Source organism: Phocaeicola plebeius DSM 17135 (assembly GCF_000187895.1).
Classification (GTDB): domain Bacteria; phylum Bacteroidota; class Bacteroidia; order Bacteroidales; family Bacteroidaceae; genus Phocaeicola; species Phocaeicola plebeius.
On record NZ_DS990130.1, the window covers coordinates 341,201 to 362,159 of the forward strand.

At 43.5% G+C, this 20,959-nt stretch carries 16 protein-coding genes; all 16 read left to right on the forward strand.

Annotated features, from left to right (window positions below; genetic code table 11):
• Positions 1-19: 19 nt before the first annotated feature.
• The 16 genes from BACPLE_RS09635 to BACPLE_RS09705 all read left to right on the forward strand — a co-directional run bounded on the left by BACPLE_RS09635 (position 20) and on the right by BACPLE_RS09705 (position 20,958).
• Positions 20-1,447 (forward strand): right-handed parallel beta-helix repeat-containing protein, encoded by a 1,428-nt coding sequence (locus BACPLE_RS09635; RefSeq protein ID WP_007561308.1) that lies wholly within the window; start codon positions 20-22, stop codon positions 1,445-1,447.
• Between the two features lie 189 nt (positions 1,448-1,636).
• Entirely contained in the window at positions 1,637-2,581 is a 945-nt protein-coding gene (locus BACPLE_RS09640) for a metallophosphoesterase (protein WP_040312943.1), read from the forward strand.
• 281 nt (positions 2,582-2,862) lie between these two features.
• Positions 2,863-4,374: an acetyl-CoA carboxylase biotin carboxylase subunit gene (gene accC / locus BACPLE_RS09645; protein ID WP_007561313.1), complete on the forward strand. Its 1,512-nt coding sequence runs from the start codon at positions 2,863-2,865 to the stop codon at positions 4,372-4,374.
• Between the two features lie 25 nt (positions 4,375-4,399).
• Positions 4,400-4,921 carry a biotin/lipoyl-containing protein gene (locus tag BACPLE_RS09650; protein WP_007561315.1) on the forward strand — a complete coding sequence of 174 codons (522 nt, stop codon included), beginning with the start codon at positions 4,400-4,402 and terminating at the stop codon, positions 4,919-4,921.
• Entirely contained in the window at positions 4,918-6,450 is a 1,533-nt protein-coding gene (locus tag BACPLE_RS09655) for an acyl-CoA carboxylase subunit beta (protein ID WP_007561317.1), read from the forward strand. The genes BACPLE_RS09650 and BACPLE_RS09655 overlap by 4 nt, the downstream gene beginning before the upstream one ends.
• Before the next feature lie 110 nt (positions 6,451-6,560).
• Positions 6,561-7,466, forward strand: a complete 906-nt coding sequence (locus BACPLE_RS09660) for a DMT family transporter (RefSeq protein WP_007561318.1) — start codon at positions 6,561-6,563, stop codon at positions 7,464-7,466.
• Positions 7,454-9,082 (forward strand): AAA family ATPase, encoded by a 1,629-nt coding sequence (locus BACPLE_RS09665; RefSeq protein WP_007561320.1) that lies wholly within the window; start codon positions 7,454-7,456, stop codon positions 9,080-9,082. The genes BACPLE_RS09660 and BACPLE_RS09665 overlap by 13 nt, the downstream gene beginning before the upstream one ends.
• Positions 9,009-10,379: a vWA domain-containing protein gene (locus BACPLE_RS09670; RefSeq protein WP_040312945.1), complete on the forward strand. Its 1,371-nt coding sequence runs from the start codon at positions 9,009-9,011 to the stop codon at positions 10,377-10,379. Before BACPLE_RS09665 ends, BACPLE_RS09670 begins: the two co-directional genes overlap by 74 nt.
• 738 nt (positions 10,380-11,117) lie before the next feature.
• On the forward strand, positions 11,118-12,329 hold the full coding sequence (locus BACPLE_RS09675) for a site-specific integrase (RefSeq protein WP_007561328.1): 1,212 nt from the start codon (positions 11,118-11,120) through the stop codon (positions 12,327-12,329).
• A 523-nt stretch (positions 12,330-12,852) separates the two neighbouring features.
• Positions 12,853-13,380: a UpxY family transcription antiterminator gene (locus BACPLE_RS09680; RefSeq protein WP_007561332.1), complete on the forward strand. Its 528-nt coding sequence runs from the start codon at positions 12,853-12,855 to the stop codon at positions 13,378-13,380.
• A gap of 66 nt (positions 13,381-13,446) precedes the next feature.
• Positions 13,447-14,262, forward strand: coding sequence for a polysaccharide biosynthesis/export family protein (locus BACPLE_RS09685; protein ID WP_007561334.1), 816 nt, complete (start codon positions 13,447-13,449; stop codon positions 14,260-14,262).
• A gap of 17 nt (positions 14,263-14,279) precedes the next feature.
• Positions 14,280-16,700, forward strand: coding sequence for a GumC family protein (locus BACPLE_RS09690; RefSeq protein ID WP_007561336.1), 2,421 nt, complete (start codon positions 14,280-14,282; stop codon positions 16,698-16,700).
• Entirely contained in the window at positions 16,701-17,423 is a 723-nt protein-coding gene (locus BACPLE_RS09695; RefSeq protein ID WP_007561338.1) for a tyrosine-protein phosphatase, read from the forward strand.
• Positions 17,424-17,700: 277 nt separating this feature from the next.
• Positions 17,701-19,002, forward strand: coding sequence for an MATE family efflux transporter (locus BACPLE_RS09700; protein WP_235777920.1), 1,302 nt, complete (start codon positions 17,701-17,703; stop codon positions 19,000-19,002).
• Positions 19,003-19,155: 153 nt separating this feature from the next.
• Complete coding sequence (locus tag BACPLE_RS19720; protein ID WP_235777925.1) at positions 19,156-19,281, forward strand: glycosyltransferase; 126 nt, start codon at positions 19,156-19,158, stop codon at positions 19,279-19,281.
• Between the two features lie 567 nt (positions 19,282-19,848).
• Complete coding sequence (locus BACPLE_RS09705) at positions 19,849-20,958, forward strand: glycosyltransferase family 2 protein (RefSeq protein ID WP_007561345.1); 1,110 nt, start codon at positions 19,849-19,851, stop codon at positions 20,956-20,958.
• Position 20,959 lies beyond the last annotated feature (1 nt).

A 20,959-nucleotide genomic window follows, 5' to 3' on the forward strand; every position in this document is an offset into this window, starting at 1 on the left:
ATTTCTAAATTATTACAAAATGAAACTGAAGAATTATTTGTTGGCCGGAACGGCTCTGATAGCATTGTCTTTTATGGCTGCTTGTACAGAAGAAGACCCGATTGCAAATGGGGATGGAACTGAGACTCCCGGAAACGATGATGATGGAAATAACGATGAAAATACCGATGGTGGAAATGGAGAGACAACTGGCGACATCATTGTCTGGCCTGCAGATACTACAGTAAATCTGACTAACCATTACACAGTACCCGAAGGTAAAAGCCTTGTAATCAAAGAAGGTGTGAAAATTATTGTAAGTACAGCGGGAGTAGGAGCTAATCATGTTCCGGTAGAATTTACCGTAAACGGGAACTTGTATTGTGAAGGTACTGCTGAAAAGCCTATCTTGTTCTCTGTTCCGGAAGATGAACGTACAGAAGAAAATATTTTCGCAGGTCTTTGGGGAGGTATTGTGGCTTCATCTACTTGTGAGGAAATGTTGATTGACCATACAATCATTGAGTATACAGGAGGTCAGGTTGTAGAAGGTTCTCCTGCTGCTGCAACTGAAGTATATACCGCTGGAGATGATGCATATCCGCAGATTACAACCAATAACATCAATGGACATTATGTCATTACCAACTCTGTATTGCGCAACGGATGGTCAGATGGTATTTATCTGATGGGTGGAAATGCCATTATTGCTAACAATGTGTTTGCTGCAAACGGATATGATGGTGCAGAAGCTGTAAACGTAAAAGCAGGATGTGTGGTCGATGTAGCTGGAAACGTAATGTTTAGCCCGAACACCAACGGCTTGAAACTTTCCAGCTCAGGTCAGAGTGAAACACGTGATATGGCAAAAATCCAGGCATACAACAATACCATTATTAATGCAGGATGGCGTCGTGACGGTGAAAAAGGTGGTGGCGTGTATGTAGAAAAGAATGCATTGGCTAATGTGTTCAATAACCTGATGGTGAACTGTAAGTTCAGAGCCATGACTCCTAGCTTCGACATTCCGAATGATCCGGAAGAAGGATACAATGATAAGTCGGTTATTGACTATAACTACTATGCTTCAGGTACACAGAAAAGTGACGTAGTGTTTGCTGATGAGTCAGGTGTGGCTTACTCTTGGGAAGGATATGCTTATGCGCATGAAGATTATAATGAAGGAGTGGTAGATGCACACAGTATAATTACAAAGACACAGGAGGCATGCGCTACTAATGATCCGAAATTTGTAAACTATCCGATTAATGAAGTTGGTTTGACTGATTATGTATATCAGGATGCATGGGACTTCCATGTACAGGCTGGTTCACCGGTACTGACTGGTGCTTACAATGGTAATGATGAAGCTATGCAGCCTTATTTCGCAGCAGGTCTGGAAGTAAATGGAGTGACTTATACCTCTCCGAAAGTGGAAGCTCGCTTCGGAGCATACGGTACAAAATAATAACATCCTTTTCTAGGTTTTGTTAAGGCAGTTGTGAAACTGCATTTTTCCTTAGACGAATAAGTCCGGACAGTTGTGTTTCGGACTTATTTTTTGAAAATTTTCTGCAGAAGAGTTTTCCTGATTTTATTCAGAATTGGGATTTACCTTTGCAACAACAAATAAATAATTGATAAAACTAAAATGATTATGATCTCATTAAAAAGAATTTTCTGTACATGTTGTCTGCTTTTATCGGTATGGGCAGTTTTTGCACAAGGTCCTTCTGAGTGGAAGGCATTGGAGAAACCCTTGAATTTTTATCTGGCAAATGATTTGGGCCGTAATGGATATTACGACCAGAAACCTATTGCCGAATTGATGGGTCAGATGGCAGAGAATGTAGATATTGAAGTTGTAGTAGCTGCTGGCGATGTGCATCACTTTGAAGGCGTACGCAGTGTAAACGACCCGTTGTGGATGACCAACTACGAATTGGTGTACAGCCATCCGGAACTGATGATTCCATGGTATCCTATATTGGGTAATCATGAATATCGTGGTAATACGCAGGCAGTATTGGACTATAGTCAGGTGAGTGCCCGTTGGGAGATGCCGGCACGTTATTACACAAAGGTGCTGGAGAACGATGATATTACAGTGCGCCTGGTAATGATTGACACAGCTCCTCTGTTGGATAAATACCGTGAGGATACGGAGAAATATCCGGATGCATGCAAGCAAGATATGGACAAGCAATTGGCATGGCTGGATTCTGTACTGACATCTGCCAAAGAAGACTGGGTGCTGGTCGTAGGTCATCATCCTATTTATGCGGATACAGACAAGAATGATTCGGAACGCTTGGATATGGAAAAACGAGTAGACAGCATTTTGCGCAAGCATAACAATGTAAACATGTACTTGTGCGGACATATCCATAACTTCCAGCATATTCGCAAAGCAGGAAGCAAGATCGATTATGTAGTGAACACTTCCGCATCTTTAAGCCGCAAGGTAAAAGCTGTAGAAGGCACTGTGTTCTGTAGCGGAGAGACAGGTTTCTCTTTGATTTCTGCCGATAAGAAAGAATTGTGCCTGTATATGATTAATAAGGAAGGCAAAGTGTTGCATACAGTAAGACAGGCCCGTTAATGCGGCTTTCTGTTTGTTTTCATTGTTTCGCAAACTCGACTTTGCGTTATTGTTTTTAAATAGATAATCCTCTCCTCATTTTTAGGTATTTTTGAGGGAAAGAGTAGCAATTTGGCAAAAAAAGAGACATTCGTTGGAACGGTGTCTCTTTTTTTGCTATTTTTGCACAGTTTTTGGGGCATCTGTGCCGAACTGACTATGAGGGGCATACAGATGCTCTATTTATTGGACTATATGAGAATAGTCCTGCATCAAAAGAAATCATTATTAAAACATAAAGCATGATACACAAAGTATTAATCGCTAACCGTGGTGAAATTGCTGTGCGCGTGATGCGTTCTTGCCGTGAAATGGGTATCCGTACCGTAGCAGTTTTTTCCGAAGCCGACAGAACGGCTCGCCACGTACTTTATGCAGATGAGGCTTGCCTGATAGGTCCGGCAGCATCTCGCGAAAGTTATCTGAACATAGATAAAATTATCATGGCTGCAAAACGTCATGGAGTAGATGCTATTCATCCGGGATATGGCTTCTTGTCTGAAAATTCAGAATTTGCACGCCGTTGCCGTCAGGAAGGTATTATCTTCATTGGTCCGGATCCTGAGACGATGGATGCGATGGGTGACAAGATTTCTGCCCGTAAACACATGATTGCAGCTGGAGTGCCGGTCGTTCCGGGTACAGAACAGCCGTTGCAGAGTGTAGAAGAGGCAAAGGAAATCTGTAATAAAATCGGTTATCCGGTCATGCTGAAAGCTTCTATGGGAGGCGGTGGTAAGGGTATGCGTCTGATTCACAGCGAAGATGAAGTAGAAGAAGCATATAATACTGCCCGTTCAGAATCTATGTCTTCATTTGGTGACGACACCGTTTATCTGGAAAAATTTGTGGAAGAACCGCATCATATCGAATTCCAGATTCTGGGAGATAATTTCGGAAATGCCGTACACCTGTTCGAGCGTGAATGTTCTATCCAGCGCCGTAACCAGAAAATCGTAGAAGAAACTCCTTCTCCTTTTGTAACTCCTGAATTGCGTCAGAAAATGGGTGAGGCAGCTGTAGCAGCAGCCAAGGCTGTACACTATAAAGGAGCTGGTACAATTGAATTCCTGGTCGATAAGCACCGCAATTTCTACTTCCTGGAAATGAATACCCGTTTGCAGGTAGAACATCCTATTACAGAAGAAGTGGTAGGTGTCGACCTGGTAAAAGAACAGCTTCGTGTTGCCAATAACGAGCCGTTGCACTTCAAGCAGGAAGATTTGAAACAGCGCGGACATGCCATCGAATGCCGTATCTGTGCAGAAGATTCAGAAAACAACTTCATGCCTTCACCGGGTGTCATCCGTCAGCTGATGGAACCGAACGGTATCGGTGTGCGTATCGATAGTTATGTGTATGAAAGCTACGAAATTCCTATCTATTATGACCCGATGATTGGTAAGCTGATTGTATGGGCTACTACTCGTGAGTTTGCTATCGAACGTATGCGTCGCGTGTTGTACGAATACAAGATTACCGGTTTGAAGACCAATATCGGTTACCTGCGTCACATCATGAACGTGCCCGATTTTGTAGAAGGACATTACAACACATTGTTCATCCCGAAACATCAGGACATGCTGCGTGAGTGGGCCGGACAGAAAGAAGAGGAAACTGAAAACATCGCCATGATTGCGGCTTACATTGACTACCTGATGAACCTGGAAGAAAACAAGTCGGCATCAAGCGACAACCGTCCTATCAGCCGCTGGCGTGAGTTTGGCCTGAAAAAAGGTGTGCTGAGAATCTAAGTATTTTGAATTAAAGTAGAAGATTATGGAAATACATATAGGAGACAGAGTTGCGGATGTGACATTGGTCAGCAAAGAAGGCAACAAGGTACAGTTGACCATTGACGGTGTTCCATACGATGTAGACATCGTGATGGCCGAAAATGGTAGCTGCTCCATTCTGCACGAAGGAAAGTCGTACAATGCCGAACTGATTCGTAAGGAAGGTGGAAAAAGCTATACTGTAAATGCACATTATCAGTCATATAACATTGACATCATCGATTCACAGGCTAAATACCTGCGCATGCGCAAGGGTGGTGACGAGAAACAGCAGGATAAGATTGTTTCTCCGATGCCGGGTAAGGTAGTCAAGATTCCGGTGAAAGCAGGCGACCGTCTGCAGGCTGGTGATATCGTAGTAGTGATTGAAGCTATGAAGATGCAGAGCAACTACAAGGTAAACAGCGAATGCGTAGTGAAGGAAATCCTGGTGAACGAAGGAGATTCTGTCAACAGCAATCAGGTGATAATGACTTTGGATGTAATTAAAGAAGACGAACAATGACAACAGCAGAACAATATAAGAAATTTGAGGAGCTGGATAAGCTTGCTTCTCAGGGGGGTGGCGTAGAACGCGTGGAAAGACAGCACGCCAACGGTCACATGACAGCCCGCGAACGTATCGACATGTTGCTCGATAAGGGTACGTTCAATGAAATGGACAAGTTCGTAATCCATCACTGTACAGACTTCGGAATGGATAAGAATCACATTCCGGGTGACGGTATCGTTTGTGGTTACGGTAAGATTGACGGACGTCTGGTGTACGTATATGCATACGATTTCACCGTATACGGCGGTACACTGAGCGCAACAGGTGCACAGAAGATTGTGAAAGTGCAGGAACTGGCATTGAAGAACGGTGCTCCGGTGATTGCTTTGAACGACTCAGGTGGTGCACGTATTCAGGAAGGTGTAGGCAGTATCTCAGGTTACGCTTCTATCTTCTATCAGAATACCATCGCTTCAGGTGTGATTCCGCAGATTTCAGCCATCTTAGGTCCTTGTGCAGGTGGTGCCTGTTACTCTCCGGCACTGACCGACTTCATCTTCATGGTGAAAGAAAAGAGCCACATGTTCATCACAGGTCCGGACGTAGTGAAGGCCGTGACACACGAAGAGGTGGACAAGGAAGAACTGGGTGGTGCTTATACCCACAGCAGCAAGAGCGGTGTAACTCACTTCCTTTGCGATACTGAAGAAGAAACTTTGATGAGCATCCGTGAACTGTTGAGCTTCCTTCCGTCTAACAACATGGAAGATGCGCCGATGATTCCTTGCACAGACGACATCCGCCGTGCAGAAGAATCACTGATGACAGTCATTCCGGATGACCCGAATATGCCGTACGACATCAAGAACATTATCGAACCGGTAGTCGACAACCACTACTTCTTTGAAGTGATGCCTCACTTTGCCAAGAACATCGTGGTAGGATTCGCTCGCCTGGGCGGACGTTCTGTAGGTATCGTAGCCAACCAGCCTGCTTACCTGGCCGGTGTGCTCGACATCGATGCTTCTGACAAGGCTTCTCGCTTTATCCGTTTCTGCGACTGCTTCAATATTCCTATCGTTACTTTCGAAGACGTACCGGGCTTCTTGCCGGGATGCACACAGGAACACAACGGTATCATCCGTCACGGAGCGAAGATTGTGTATGCGTACGCAGAAGCTACAGTGCCTAAGATTACCGTAATTACCCGTAAGGCTTACGGTGGTGCTTACATCGTAATGAACAGTAAGCCTATCGGTGCCGATGTAAACTTCTCTTACCCGACAGCCGAAATCGCCGTAATGGGTGCCGACGGTGCCGTAAATATCCTGTACCGCAAGGCTACTCCGGAAGAAAAGGCGAAGGCAGTAGAAGAATACAAGGAAAAATTCTCTAATCCTTACCGTGCAGCCGAACAGGGTTACATCGATGAAATCATCCTTCCGAAGGATACTCGCTATAAACTGATTCAGGCATTGGAAATGACTCAGAACAAGAGCCAGAGCAATCCGCCGAAGAAACACGGTAACATGCCGCTGTAATCAGGTAGCAATTGTATAGATAATAAATAAGAAGAAGCGAAGAATTCCGCCGGTCATACGTGAGGAGTTCTTCGCTTTCTTGTATCGTGTTCACATTAGATTCTTTTTATATGAAGGAAGCATTCATAAAACTGCATCTTTCCATTCTTATTGCCGGAGGAACGGGGATTTTCGGAAAACTGATTTCCCTGAATGAAGGTCTGCTCGTGTGGTACCGTATGATGTTCGCCTCCGTAATGTTTTTCCTGCTGCTTTCGTTTCTGAAAAAGCTGCGGAAAGTGACCTTGGGCGATGTAACCAAGATTGGCTCTGTGGGATTGCTGTTGGCCTTGCACTGGATATTCTTCTATGGAAGTATCAAAGCTTCCAATGTATCTATCGGCGTGGTTTGTCTTTCACTGATGAGCATCTTTACCGCCATCTTTGAGCCCCTCATCAATCGTCACCGCATTTCCTTGCGGGAGATTCTGTTCAGTCTGGTAGCCGTGCTGGGCATTGTGCTGATATTCCATTTTGACACCCGCTACCGGGTGGGTATCTGCATGGGAGTCATTTCGTCGGCTTTAGCTTCTCTGTTTACCATTGTCAACAAGAAGGTAGCCGTGAACTACACCTCCAGCACTATGCTGCTTTACGAAATGCTGGGTGGTTTCTTAGGGCTCTCCTGCATCTTGCCGGCCTATTTGCATTACTTTCCGGTACCCTCTATTCTTCCCGGCGCCCAGGATTTGATTTACCTGCTTTGCCTGGCTTCGGTATGCACCGTGGGACTTTATATTCTTCAGATTCAGGTACTGAAAGTGATTTCCGCCTTTACGGTCAACTTGAGCTATAACCTGGAGCCGATATACAGCATCATCGGCGCCATGCTGATATTTCAGGAAGCCAAAGACTTGAACTTCAGTTTCTACTTAGGACTGGGACTGATTGTCCTGTCGGTCGTACTCCAGACCCTCAACGTGTTGTCGCAGCACCATAAGTTTATTCCTTCATTGTATGTAAAATGGAAACGTTGAAGAACCGTATCGTGAAACTGCTGGACACCCTGAACGAGCGGGTGTACGGCAAAGAAGAAGTCATGGCCCTGGCGCTGCTTTCGGCTGTGGCAGGAGAGAGCATCTTCCTGCTGGGTCCTCCGGGAGTGGCCAAGAGTATGGTAGCCCGCCGGTTGAAACTGATGTTCCGTGGAGGGACAGCTTTCGAATACCTCATGTCGCGGTTCAGTACCCCCGATGAAATATTCGGTCCCGTATCCATCGCCCGGCTGAAAAACGAAGACACCTACGAACGCATGACCGAAGGCTATCTGCCCACCGCCACCGTCGTCTTCCTGGATGAAATCTGGAAAGCCGGTCCCGCCATACAGAATGCTCTTCTGACTGTCATCAATGAGAAAATCTTCCGGAACGGACAGTTCTCGGTACGGGTTCCCATGAAAGGACTGATTGCTGCATCGAACGAACTTCCGGCTTCAGGACAAGGCCTGGAAGCACTGTACGACCGCTTCCTGGTGCGTAAGTTAGTGGGCGGTATTGAAGACCTGTCCGATTTTGACCGGATGATTTCCACAGCCGACGAAAGCGAACCGGAAATGGACGAAAGCCTGGCAGTGAGCGACGAAGAATACCGCCAGTGGCAGGAACAGATGAAATCCGTCGGCCTGCACTATTCTGTGCTGGAAGTCATCCATTCCCTTAAAGACAAACTGGAAGATTATAACCGCCAGCTGGAGAATGCCGATTCACCTTCCGATGTAGCACTCTACGTGTCCGACCGTCGCTGGAAGAAAATCGTCCGTCTGCTGCGGGCCGCTGCCTTTTTGCAAGGAAACACCGAGGTACGCCTGTCCGACTGCCTGCTGATGGTACACTGTCTGTGGAACGAGACCAGCCAGATAGACTGGGCACGCGATGCCGTGCTGACGGCAGTAGGCGAGAGCGTGCGTGGCTACGTGCTGAACCTGTCGGGCATTGAAACCGATTTGCAGGCCTTGAAGAAAGAACTCGACTCGGCAGGAGCCTTGCGCGAACGGGCCGATGCCGGACTGCAACTGGTCGATGCATACTACTATCAGGTGGAGCGCGTACGCCTGGCCGGACGACTGCTCCTCTTTGCATCCGACTACCAGCAGCTGGATGACACCGGCAAACAGTTCTATCTGCATAAAGACAAGTACAAGACCGATTGCTATGTACTGAAGAAGTACGACCCCTCCATGCGCAACAAGGTATCCCCATCCAAAGTCTATACCCTGCGCCGTGGCCGTCGTTCAGTATTTATCAACGACTATGAATACCCCTTGCTGTGTACTCCCGACTGTACGGCCCTGCCCGCCATGGAAGTACAGGTACAGGAAGACATCCCCGCACGCTTCAGTCAGCTGGAGCAACGGCTCAGCCATGCAGAAGCCCATTGCGGCGACTGGGTGAAAGAAGAAGCCGACTACTGCGCAAACCACCTGTTTGTCGGGAAAAGAGAGAAAGAAGCCATGAGCCGGATACTGGGCGAACCGTCGAAAGCCCTGTTCCGCTATCGGAACGAGTTGGAGGAAATGAAACATGCATACCGGAAAGAGAACGAGGAATATCCGTCTGAAAGACCTGAAGACAGCCTATTTGGAGCAACTTCGTGAGCGAAGCCGGGCGCGGATGGAAGAATACCTTCAGCACCACACCGTGCTGGAAAGCGAACTGGAAGAGTGCATCTGGGATTATTATCGCCAGACAGCCCCTTCCTTGCAGGAATTCTATTCCCGCTATACCCCCGAATGGGAAGTCTTCTATGAGCACGAAACCCTGCCGCCGACCGATTTCCTGATATTCCTGCAACGGATGGAAACCGCCTTCCGCAAACGCTACACCCTGGCCGAACTCGACGTATCCTATTACATCGGTCGCCTGTCCCGGCTTCCCGAACGGAGCGAAGAACGGGCAGCCTTGCAGGAACTCTTCCTCGACAAGTGGCACCATCTGCTCACGGTCAAGGAATACGACTACCAGTACCAGCACCTCTTCCGCCTGTGCGAAGGATTTCAGATTCTGGATAAATCGTTCGGCCTGAAAACGGAAGGCAATCTTCGGGGCTCGCGCGTGAAATGGCTGTTGCGGAACCATCCGGAACTCTACCAGAAAGTAGTCCCCTACGAAAAAGCTATGGAGCAGAACCGCCAGATACGCGAGCTGGTGCGCTGCCTGGGAAAGAACGCTGGCGGACGGAAAGAAAGCTTTGACTCCCTGTCGGGCTTGCGAGCCGACAGCCTCATTCGTCATGCCTCACAGAGTGATGTGGAAGGCGTGACCCTGGGCGACGACCTCAACAGCCTGCTGCCTGTGGAGTACTGCTACCTCACCGATGAGGTGCTGCATCCCTTCTTCATGCAGCGTTATGTAGAAAAACGCCTGCAACAGTTTGATTCCTATTCGCATGAAGACACCTCCACTCCCTCACCGGAGAAAAAGAAAGTCAGTTCGCAGGGGCCTTATATTATATGTATAGATACCTCCGGCTCCATGCGCGAAGGCCGCGAACGCCTGGCCAAATCGGCCGTGCTGGCCATTGCCCGCCTGACGGAGGCCACCTCACGAAAGTGTTACGTCATCAACTTTTCAGAAGATATACAAACCTTGCTGATTCGTGACCTGAAAACTGATTTTCCGATGCTGGTGGACTTCCTGCAACGTCGTTTCGACGGAGGTACCGATGTGCGTCCGGCTTTTTCCGAAGCCCTGATGATGCTGCGCACCCACGGCTGGCATCGGTCCGACGTGGTGCTGATTTCCGATTTCGAGATGCCGCCCCCTGCGGACGACCTGCTGGCCGAGATTCATCGTGCCCGTTTGCGGGGTACTTCCTTCTATGCGCTGGTGTTCGGCTCTCATCCGGAAACGGACTACCTTCACGAGTGCGAAAAGTACTGGGATATGTATTAAGTTGAAACGTTATCTTGATTTTATTTTCCGCTTATTCCCGGATAAAAGATTTAAAATGCGGAATTCTGCTTTCTTTCTGAATGTCGGAATTTCGCATTTTTTTTGCCGTAGATTTTATTACCCCTCTCAGAAGCCTTCTGGAAGGGGTGTCTTTTGTATAAAAACGAAGGTTTGGGCGGATTTAGGTAATCAAACACGAGAAAATCTGTATGAAAAGCGAGATTTCGGGTGAAAATACCGAGGTGTTTGGAAGAAAACGCCGAAGCGTTTTTGAGAAAACTTTTTTACGTTTGAAGAAAAACACAAGTGCGTTTGAGTCCAAATACACTTGCGTTTTGGAAAAGCCGTTTCTGGGCGTTCTGAGCTAGGTTGGTAAGTGAAGACTTTTGAAGACTTTCGCTGCTGGAAGAAGCGAAATGTGTGATAAGGTAGAAATTGCGTTTTGCTCGTATATTTCCTGTTTTTATAAATTGTGTGACTGATTATTGCTTTGTTGCTGTAATAATGTCTTAATATTATGGAAATAGCTTTGTTCTTGAATCTGAAATAAAAATTCTGTGTGCAAAAAATAGAATCGCATGATCCTGCATTGCTAAAATTGAGGATTTCAGTATAGGGAAGTTTGCTTTGACATTTTGTTATATCAGAATATGTCTGGGGTTTGCTGTAGTTTTCTTACAAGCAAGCCTGTCATGATTGGGGTATATCGTTTTTATATTATTAAAATACAATATTGTTATGGCAACGATAAAAATTAAATTCAGGCCCTCTTCAGTTATTGGCAAAGAGGGAACATTGTGTTATCAGGTAATACACGAGAGACAGACACGCCTGATAAGTACTGGTTATAAATTGTACATTTCCGAGTGGGACAAAGAATCGGGTAAAATTCAGCGGTTAGATGAGAATCCTGAACGAAACCGTTATCTTGAAACCTTAAGATATCGTACGGAAGAAGACTTAAAACGTTTAAAAAGCATCATCAGGAAGTTGGAAAAAGAAAGAAAATTCACTTCAGAACAAGTAGTCCAGGCTTTCCGTTCTTCAGAAAATCAAGACAATGGATTCTTTGCTTATGCCCGTAAGATTATCGGTCAAACCCAACGTATGGGAAAAGAACGGACTTCAGAAATTTATGCCAGTTCGCTGAATAGTTTCATCCGCTTCCGTGCTACAGCCGGTGAGGTCACTTTCGAAGAAATGGATTCTCTTATGATGATGGAATACGAGGCATATTTAAAGCAAAACGGAAAATGTCCGAACACCATTTCATTTTACATGCGTAGTTTGCGTGCCTTGTATAATAGGGCCTCAGAAGAAGGGCTGGTTGAAAACCGGAACCCGTTCCGTCATGTCAATACAAGTGTAGAGAAGACCGTCAAGCGTGCGGTTTCGTCAGAAGTGATTGGAAAAATCAAGGCCCTCGACCTGGATTACAGTCCCGCGTTAAGTCTTGCCCGCGATTTGTTTCTGCTATGCTTCTATCTTCGTGGCATGTCGTTCGTCGATCTGGCCTTTCTAAGAAAGAAAGACTTGCAGAATGGGGTACTGGTTTATCGGCGTCATAAGACGGGGCAGCAACTCTGTATCAAATGGGAGCAGCCTATGCAGGACATTGTGCGTAAACATACAGATCCTGACTCACCTTATCTGTTGCCCGTCATCAAGGTGCCCGGAAAGGAAGAAAGGCGGCAATACCTGAATGCTTCCCATTTGATGAACAAGCGGTTAAAGAAAATCGGTATGATGGTAGGTTGTCCCATCAAACTCACATTTTATGTCAGTCGGCATTCATGGGCCAGCATAGCCAAAAGCCGGAATGTGCCGCTTCCTGTTATCAGCGAAGCGTTGGGTCATGATTCGGAGGGTACTACCCGCATTTATCTGGCATTGCTTGATTCATCTGTGGTAGACAAAGCAAACAGCATGGTCATCCAGTCCATCGGTTAAGGAATATGGAAACGGTGAGGAATAAACAGTGGAAACAGCCTTGCCGGAGTTGGATTCCCCTTGAGCAAGCCCCTGTTCAAGGGGATTTTTATTGTTTGACAAAAAAACATATCTCTCCGTAAGAGATGTTTTGCGGCACAAAATTACACATAATTATCAAAAATACAACGATAAAAACAGAAATGTTTAAGTGAAAATGAGATTGATAGCTTCTATAAAAGATGTTTGTCGAACAAATGTTCTACAAGTTACATCTGTTACTGAGTCTACATACTTGATAATCAATATGTTTCGAAATTTATATAAGACAAACATCTCTTACGGAGAGATGTACCGCTACAAGGGGGAGATAACACTTTTGGGAGCGGGGATAAAAAGGGCCGCACAAAGGCATTACATGAAAAATGAGGAAAGGGGTCATAAATCCCGAACTTTTAGGGAAAATATTCGTAACTGCTTGTATTTCAGTATGATGTAAATGCAGGCAGGAATAGAACCTTTTCTCTGATGAAAACAGACTGTTATGGTAGGGGATAAAGCAAAATGGTTTGTGATGAGGGATTTGACCCGTAGCAATGCCAAAATACCAGCTTATCAGATGTTGGATGATATGGGAATCGAAAATTTCACGCCTAAGGTGACAAAGATTGTCACACGAAACGGGAAACGTGAACGCAAGGAACTGCCCTTTATCCATGATTTGATATTTGTTCATAGCAGCCGTACGGTTATCGACCCTATTGTAGAGAGGGTTCATACCTTTCAATACCGTTTCTTGAAAGGGAGGGAACCGATGATTGTGAGAGATAAAGATATGGCAAGCTTTAAGCAGGCCGTAGAGTCCTCCAGGTTTCCTCAATATTATTCTCCTCAGGACATTACGCCTTGTATGTTTAAACGTAAAATACGCATTATCGGAGGTCGGCTTGACGGATGTGAAGGCTATTTGCTCACGGTGCGCGGGTCAAAGCGCAAACGTTTGCTGGTGGAATTGCCTATGCTGATAACAGCTGCCGTAGAAGTTGAACCAGAATATATACAGTTATTATAATTCGCGGAATAGTTGAGATATACAAATTCATATTGCTCGCTACAAAGTCAGAGAAAAATTGATGCGATGAAGAAATATATTTTATTTACATGTGTGCAGTTCCTATGCCTCGTAGGCGTAGGGCTTTTGAGTTCTTGTGGTTCCTCCAGGGAAATCGTGTATTTTCAAGATTTGCAGCCGGGAAAAAGCGAAATCACTTTACCCGAAGCGCAGGCCATTACCGTGCAGCCGGAAGACAAAATTACCATTGTGGTAAACAGCCGCGATCCGCAACTGGCTAATTTGTTCAATTTGCCTGTGATGACGCGAACTGTCGGGCAAATAGGTCAGGGTAGTGGAACATCGCAAGGTGTATCAGGCTATACCGTGGATGCAGAAGGCAATATTGATTTTCCTGTATTGGGCACCGTGCACGTAGGCGGAAAGACCCGTAAGGAAATAGCTTCTGCAATAAAGGAACAGTTGATACAGAATAATCTGGTCAAAGACCCTGTTGTGACAGTGGAATTTATGAATCTTACCGTTACGGTCATGGGTGAAGTGAACAGTCCGGGAAGATATAGCATAGACAAAGATCGGGTAACATTACTGGATGCCCTCGGCATGGCGGGCGACCTGACCATTTATGGAAAGAGAGAGAACGTATTAGTGATGCGTGAAGAAGGCGGTGTGCAGCGTGTATACGGAGTTAATCTCTGTTCAGGAGAGCAACTTTACACTTCTCCGGTATATTATCTCCGGCAAAATGACGTGGTTTATGTAGAGCCTAACAACATGAGGGCACGTCAGTCTACAGTGAATGGAAATAATGTGCGCAGCACCTCTTTCTGGTTGTCGCTGGCCTCCTTCCTAACGTCAATAGGTATTCTTATTTTTAACTGATTAGAAAACAAAGCAACATGGAAACAGTCAATAATCCATCCAATAACGCATTGAATCCTAAGGTAATCCTGTCCATTTGCCTTGACAAATGGAGGTGGTTCATCTTTTCCCTTGTGGTCGTAATGGGCGCGGCAGTGCTCTATCTTTTGTGTACCCCGTCCGTTTATTTGCGTACGGCATCCTTGCTGGTAAAGGAAAACGCCAACGGACAGTCGGGCGCCGGCAGCATATCGTCCATGTTTGCGGATATGGGATTAAACAGTGTAAACACCGATGTAAACAATGAACTGATTACCATCCAGTCGCCCACCATTCTGAATGAAACCGTAAAAAGACTGAATCTTGATGTAGACTATTCGGTGAAAGGATGGTTTCATAACCGGACCGTATATGGCACGGAGCTTCCGGTAAAGGTTTCCTTTATCGGGCTGAATGATGACATGACCTTTTCTATGGAACTTGAATTGGAGGAAAATAATCGCATACGGCTTTCCACCTTTGACAACCCGGAATTAGAGGGAAAAAATTTTAGCGGCCAGTTGAACGATACCCTCTCTATCGGCATTGGAAAAATGGTTGTAACTCCCACTATCTATTACAACAAGGAAACAGCCTATCCGGTATTCTGTATCCGGCGTTCCAGCATCCTGGAAGCCCAGGAAAAATGTAAAAGCAATTTCTCGGCTATATTGAATTCCGAAGGAACTACCGTAGTTGATTTGTTCTATAATGATGTGTCTACCCAACGGGCAGAAGACGTGTTGAATACCATTATAACAATATACAATGAAAACTGGCTCAAAGATAAAAATCAGGTAACGGTCAGCACTTCTCAGTTTATCAATGAACGTTTGGGGGTAATCGAACGCGAGTTGGGAGATGTGGATGAAGATATTTCTACCTTCAAGAGCGCCCACCTGCTGCCCGATATAAATGCCGTTTCGGGTCTTTATCTGAGTCAGTCGCAGGCCAACAGCAATCAGTTGCTGGCACTGAATACCCAACTTTCCATGGCAAGACAGATACGCAGCCACGTGGCCTCAAGTACCGGAAAGAATCAGCTTCTGCCGGTCAACTCAGGTATAGGAAGTGCCGGTATCGAGCAGCAGATAGCCGAATACAATGCCACCCAGTTACAGCGAAATAATCTGGTATCCAACAGTAGTGACCAGAACCCCTTGGTGTTGGATATGGACCAGTCTCTTGAATCCATGCGTCGTGCCATTCTTTCTTCTATTGATAATTTCATCAGTTCCGTTCAGACTCAAATTGCCAGTTTGCGCCACAGTGAAGAACGCACGAACACACAGATTGCCGAAGCCCCCGATCAAACCAAGTATTTGCAGGCTGTAGGCCGACAGCAAAAAGTGAAAGAAGAACTTTACCTGTTCTTGCTTCAGAAGAGAGAGGAAAACGAACTGTCTCAAGCCTTCACGGCCTATAATACCCGGCTCATTACTCCTCCCAACGGCAACTTTATTCCGGTAGCCCCCAAAAAGAAAAATATCCTTTTGATGGCCTTTGTGATAGGTTTGCTCCTTCCTGTCGTTGTGATTGTATTGAAGGAAGGCGCCAACACTACCATCAGAGGGCGTAAGGATTTGGCCAGCCTCAGTCTGCCCTTCCTGGGTGAGATACCTTTGCTGGTAAAGCCGGGCACCAAAAAGCGCAATAGAATGCCAGGACGGAATAAGGGGGCAGACGAAGGAGGTGTCATTGCCGTAAAAGCCGGCAGCCGGAATATGATTAATGAAGCCTTCCGTGTGTTGCGTACGAACCTGGAATTCATCTCCAATAAAAATCCGGAAAAGAACGTGTATGTGTTTACTTCGTTTAATCCGGGCAGCGGAAAGACTTTCATTACAATGAATACCGCCGTCAGTTTTGCCATTAAAGGGAAAAAAGTCTTGGTGATAGACGGTGATTTGCGTAGGGCATCCGCTTCTTCCTACTTTGGAACCCCCAAGTGTGGATTAAGTGATTATCTGGCGGGAAAAGCCAGTCGCCTGCAAGACCTGCTGGTTTCAGGAACTCAACTGACCGTAATCACCCCTGACACAGACAATGAATTGTACTCCAACTTGACATTTCTGCCGGTAGGAACCATTCCACCCAATCCCACGGAATTGTTGTTTGACGGACGTTTTGAAGCATTGATTGCAGATTTGCGCAGTCAGTATGACTACATATTCATTGACTGTCCGCCTATTGATATCATGGCCGACACCCAGATTATTGAAAAAATGGCCGACCGTACCTTGTTCATTGTCCGTGCTGGTTTGTTGGAACGCAGCATGTTGTCCGAACTGGAAACTATATACAGAGAAAAGCGATTTAAGGAAATGGCTGTGCTGCTCAATGGAACAGAAAGTACGGGACAGTATGGCTATAAATATGGCTATAAGTATGGTTATAAAAACTATAGCGATCAGGAGTAAATGTGGTTTTTCGGCAAAAAATACTCATTAGATGATATTGGCTATTTTTCGGGGTTTACGGATTGTCACAGTCACCTCCTTCCCGGGGTAGACGATGGTATTCAAACTATAGATGAAGCCCTGAAGATATTGCATTTTTATGAAAAGAAGGGAGTGAAGAAAGTCTGGCTCACTCCCCATATCATGGAAGATTTGCCGAACTCCACGGAACATCTGCGAAGCTGTTTTGACAAACTGCAAAAGGCTTACACAGGCCCCGTCATCTTACGCCTTTCTGCGGAGAATATGCTGGATAATCTGTTTGAAGAAAGACTGGCATCCGGCGATTTACTTCCATTTGGAGAAAAGAAGAATGCATTGCTGGTGGAAACATCCTATATGCATCCGCCGGTAGGTTTTCGAGAAACATTGTTACGTATCAAGTCAAAGGGATATTATCCGATTCTTGCCCATCCGGAAAGATACGCGTATATGGATTTTTCAGACTATCAGGCATTGAAACAGCTGGGAGTGCTTTTCCAGTTAAACCTGTTTTCATTGAACGCCGTGTATGGTAAAGCTGCAAAAGAAAAAGCCTTGTTGTTATTGAAAAATCACTTGTATGATTTGGCAGGCAGCGATGTGCATGGTTCAGCTTTTTTACAAAGGAATATCACCCGGAAATCCTTTCATAAATCCGTTTTGATAGAATTAGACCGGATTGAATGGGCTGATTTTGTTTGAAAGAAAAGCTTGTCATTATTTAAATGCAAAATAATTCATGAATGATTTGAATCGAAGCAAACGTATTGCAAAAAATTCTCTGCTTCTTTACATCCGTACATTTTTTGTACTGATAATCAGTCTTTACACTTCTAGAGTCATCTTACGGACTTTAGGAGTGGAAGATTTCGGCATTTATAATGTGGTGGCTGGTGTCATTGCCATGTTGGGTTATCTTACAGGTTCTTTGAGTGCAGCTTCCTCACGTTACATCACCTACGATTTAGGGAAAGGGGATATGCAACTGATGAAGAATACTTTCGGAAATATCCTGAGTATTCATTTTATCATGGCAGGTATTGTCCTGCTCGTTGCTGAAACTATTGGTTTATGGTTTGTATCTACTCAGTTGAATCTTCCCACGGAACGTCAGTATGCTGCCATGTGGGTTTACCAGTTTGCCGTTTTATCCTCTGTGATAGGTCTGATTGCAGTACCTTATAACTCTGCTGTCATTGCCCATGAAAAAATGTCTGCTTTTGCCTATATTTCTATCATGGATGTGGTTTTAAAACTGGGAATAGCCTGTGTACTTCCTCTTATTCCATATGATCGTCTTATTGTCTATTCCTTTCTTTTCTTTTGTATCCAACTTTTAAACCGTATAGTGTATGGCATCTATTGCACCCGGCATTTTGAAGAAACCCGTGCACGTATGGTCTATACTCCGACATTGTTCAAGGAAATTTTTGCATTTGCCGGGTGGACATTGAATGGTAATCTTGCGGCAATGGGATTTACTCAGGGTCTGAATATCCTTTTGAACATTTTCTTTGGTCCGGCAGTCAATGCGGCCCGTGGAATTGCCATTCAAGTGCAAAGTGCCTGTCAGCAGTTTTGTAATAACTTCCAGATGGCACTTAATCCCCAACTTACCAAAAGTTATGCACAAGGAGATTTGGACTATATGCATAAACTGCTGATTAAAAGCTCTAAATTTTCCTTTTATATTTTATTTTTCGTCATCATGCCCTTACTATTTGAAGCAAAATTTGTGTTGCATATCTGGTTGGGCATTGTACCGGAACATACAATAAATTTTCTCCGGCTTATTTTGGTAACCGGATTATTTTATACCCTTTCCAATCCTATCATCGTATCGGTGCACGCTACTGGAAAACTGAAAAAATTTCAGTTAATAGAGGGAACCATGCTTTTATTTATTGTTCCTATTGCTTATGTATTGCTTAAATTTTTTCATATTCCACCTGAAGGGGTTTTTATGGTTCATATTACGGTGGAATTAATTACTCAATATGCCCGTCTACGAATCGTGCTCCCTATGATTGGATTAAAACTTTCTGTTTATATTAAACAAGTCATTTTTCCAATTCTAGTAGTAGTGATATTATCTCCTCTGATTCCTTTTGTTGTCTATCATTATATTGGTTATGGAGGTTGGGGAGCATTTTTAGGAGTCTGTATAATATGTGTATTGAGTACTTCCTCTGTTATTTTTAAGCTAGGTTGTACGGTGTCTGAACGTAAATTCTTATTGGAGAAGGTAAAAGTATTTTCTCATAAAATCATAAAAAAATAAATTGTTTTATATTCATGAAAGAATTTCCCTTATATCTGTATACAATACGGAATAATGCCTTATTCAACGCTTTGACAGTGTTTTTAGTGCAAGATTTTACAAATTTTGAACTTATTGATGGCGGATGTAAAGATAATTCAGACTCTATCTGTGATGAGTATTCTAAAAAAAGAGCGGATAAAAGTCTTTCATAAAGAGAATGGTGGCGTAAGTTCAGCGAGGAATTTAGGAATAGATAATGTTCAAGGAGAATATTTTAGCTTCATTGATGATTATTAGGTCCGGATTTCATATCTACTTTAATGAGTTCTGTTGTGGATTAAGTAGTTACAGATTGTAAAATTCTTAGCAAAAATAAATGCATTATACTTATCAGGATGTCATCCTTTTTTATCATAAAGGATATTGCAAATTGCTTATCTAAACATTAAATCAATTACTTTTTGGGGTTCCATCATTTAAATTATTTAAGTTGGAAATTATAAATTAACTTGCAATCTATTTTTCTACGGATTCGTCAATAAAAAGATTCCATATTTTTACATACTTATTGGTTATATTGTAATACAATAATTTTAAGACATGGAACAACCTATAATTATATTACAGAAATTGGCATTATATATAAACGGACGCTATCTGAAAGCGAATATTTGTATCATATGCAGATGATATATAGGCATATAATAATATTGCGGAATATTTTATTTTCGTTGTATTAATTTTGAGCAAGAAGTCAATAAAATTATATTTCTCTCGATCTTAGAAATAAAAGTAGCAATAACAAGCTCACTCACAAAGCAACACATTTCCAAATAAACTATATCATTTTAACACGGAAGAAAAATGAAATACTATTTTTTAGGTAAACGTCCTATTTATTTAGTTATATTGAAAATATGCAAATTATTTAGGCTACGTCCCATCACACAACTACTTTTATATCTAATCGAACATTTCTCAAATAAACAAATAGACTCACAAAAAGCACTTACAATAATTTGTCCTGATCCAAAGAATAGCAGTTTATGTCATAATGAAATAAATCCAAAGTTTGATTTACAAATTATTGTTCCAGTCTATAACGTAGAACAATACATTCAGGAATGTATTGATTCTATACTTAATCAAACGACACATTATAGTTACATTGTCACAATAATTAATGATGGTAGTCCTGATAATTCACGTAATATTTTAAAGCAATATGAATCATTAGACAACGTGATTATAATTGATCAAGAAAATAGAGGGTTTTCTGGAGCCCGAAATAGAGCATTAGAAAATATTTATGGTAAATATCTTATGTTTGTAGACAGTGATGACAAACTTGCTGACGGAGCAATTGAAGCATTACTCAATGCTGCAACTACCATGAATGCTGACATTGTTGAAGGAGGAGCAATTTATTTTAACAACCAAAAAATTATAAGAAGGGTATCTCATACTCCAGAAGAGCATCTCCAGTTATTAACAGGATTTCCTTGGGGTAAAGTTATAAATTCAGAACTAATGAAGAAGGTACATTTCCCTGAAGATTATTGGTTTGAAGATACAATATTTTTCTTTCTCCTTTTTGATATGGCACAAAATATGGCACAAATAAAAGATGTAGTCTATTACTATAGATATAATCAACAAGGAATTACTAGTAAAAGTAAAGGGCAATCAAAATCCTTAGATACATTTTATCTTACAGAACAATTGTTGAAAGACAGAAAAGCATTAGGCTTGCCTTTTTCACAGAATATGTACGAAAAATTTCTTTACCAATTGCGTACAAATTTTTATCGAACAATTTTTTTAAAGAAAGTGCAACTTCCTATGTTTCTTGAATCTTGTCGGTTGAAAAATGAATATTTTAAAGGTCTCACCACTACAGATGAAGATATGAAATTGTTGGAAAAAGCACTTATTACAAAAAACTACGGGAAATATTTAGATGCAATGATTTAAT

What these genes read in the sequence shown, in the direction of transcription:
- BACPLE_RS09635 (WP_007561308.1), top strand. Translation starts at nt 20, where the DNA reads ATGAAACTGAAGAATTATTTGTTGGCCGGAACGGCTCTGATAGCATTG.
- BACPLE_RS09640 (WP_040312943.1), top strand. Translation starts at nt 1,637, where the DNA reads ATGATCTCATTAAAAAGAATTTTCTGTACATGTTGTCTGCTTTTATCG.
- accC (WP_007561313.1), top strand. Translation starts at nt 2,863, where the DNA reads ATGATACACAAAGTATTAATCGCTAACCGTGGTGAAATTGCTGTGCGC.
- BACPLE_RS09650 (WP_007561315.1), top strand. Translation starts at nt 4,400, where the DNA reads ATGGAAATACATATAGGAGACAGAGTTGCGGATGTGACATTGGTCAGC.
- BACPLE_RS09655 (WP_007561317.1), top strand. Translation starts at nt 4,918, where the DNA reads ATGACAACAGCAGAACAATATAAGAAATTTGAGGAGCTGGATAAGCTT.
- BACPLE_RS09660 (WP_007561318.1), top strand. Translation starts at nt 6,561, where the DNA reads ATGAAGGAAGCATTCATAAAACTGCATCTTTCCATTCTTATTGCCGGA.
- BACPLE_RS09665 (WP_007561320.1), top strand. Translation starts at nt 7,454, where the DNA reads ATGGAAACGTTGAAGAACCGTATCGTGAAACTGCTGGACACCCTGAAC.
- BACPLE_RS09670 (WP_040312945.1), top strand. Translation starts at nt 9,009, where the DNA reads ATGCATACCGGAAAGAGAACGAGGAATATCCGTCTGAAAGACCTGAAG.
- BACPLE_RS09675 (WP_007561328.1), top strand. Translation starts at nt 11,118, where the DNA reads ATGGCAACGATAAAAATTAAATTCAGGCCCTCTTCAGTTATTGGCAAA.
- BACPLE_RS09680 (WP_007561332.1), top strand. Translation starts at nt 12,853, where the DNA reads ATGGTAGGGGATAAAGCAAAATGGTTTGTGATGAGGGATTTGACCCGT.
- BACPLE_RS09685 (WP_007561334.1), top strand. Translation starts at nt 13,447, where the DNA reads ATGAAGAAATATATTTTATTTACATGTGTGCAGTTCCTATGCCTCGTA.
- BACPLE_RS09690 (WP_007561336.1), top strand. Translation starts at nt 14,280, where the DNA reads ATGGAAACAGTCAATAATCCATCCAATAACGCATTGAATCCTAAGGTA.
- BACPLE_RS09695 (WP_007561338.1), top strand. Translation starts at nt 16,701, where the DNA reads ATGTGGTTTTTCGGCAAAAAATACTCATTAGATGATATTGGCTATTTT.
- BACPLE_RS09700 (WP_235777920.1), top strand. Translation starts at nt 17,701, where the DNA reads ATGCAACTGATGAAGAATACTTTCGGAAATATCCTGAGTATTCATTTT.
- BACPLE_RS19720 (WP_235777925.1), top strand. Translation starts at nt 19,156, where the DNA reads ATGAGTATTCTAAAAAAAGAGCGGATAAAAGTCTTTCATAAAGAGAAT.
- BACPLE_RS09705 (WP_007561345.1), top strand. Translation starts at nt 19,849, where the DNA reads ATGAAATACTATTTTTTAGGTAAACGTCCTATTTATTTAGTTATATTG.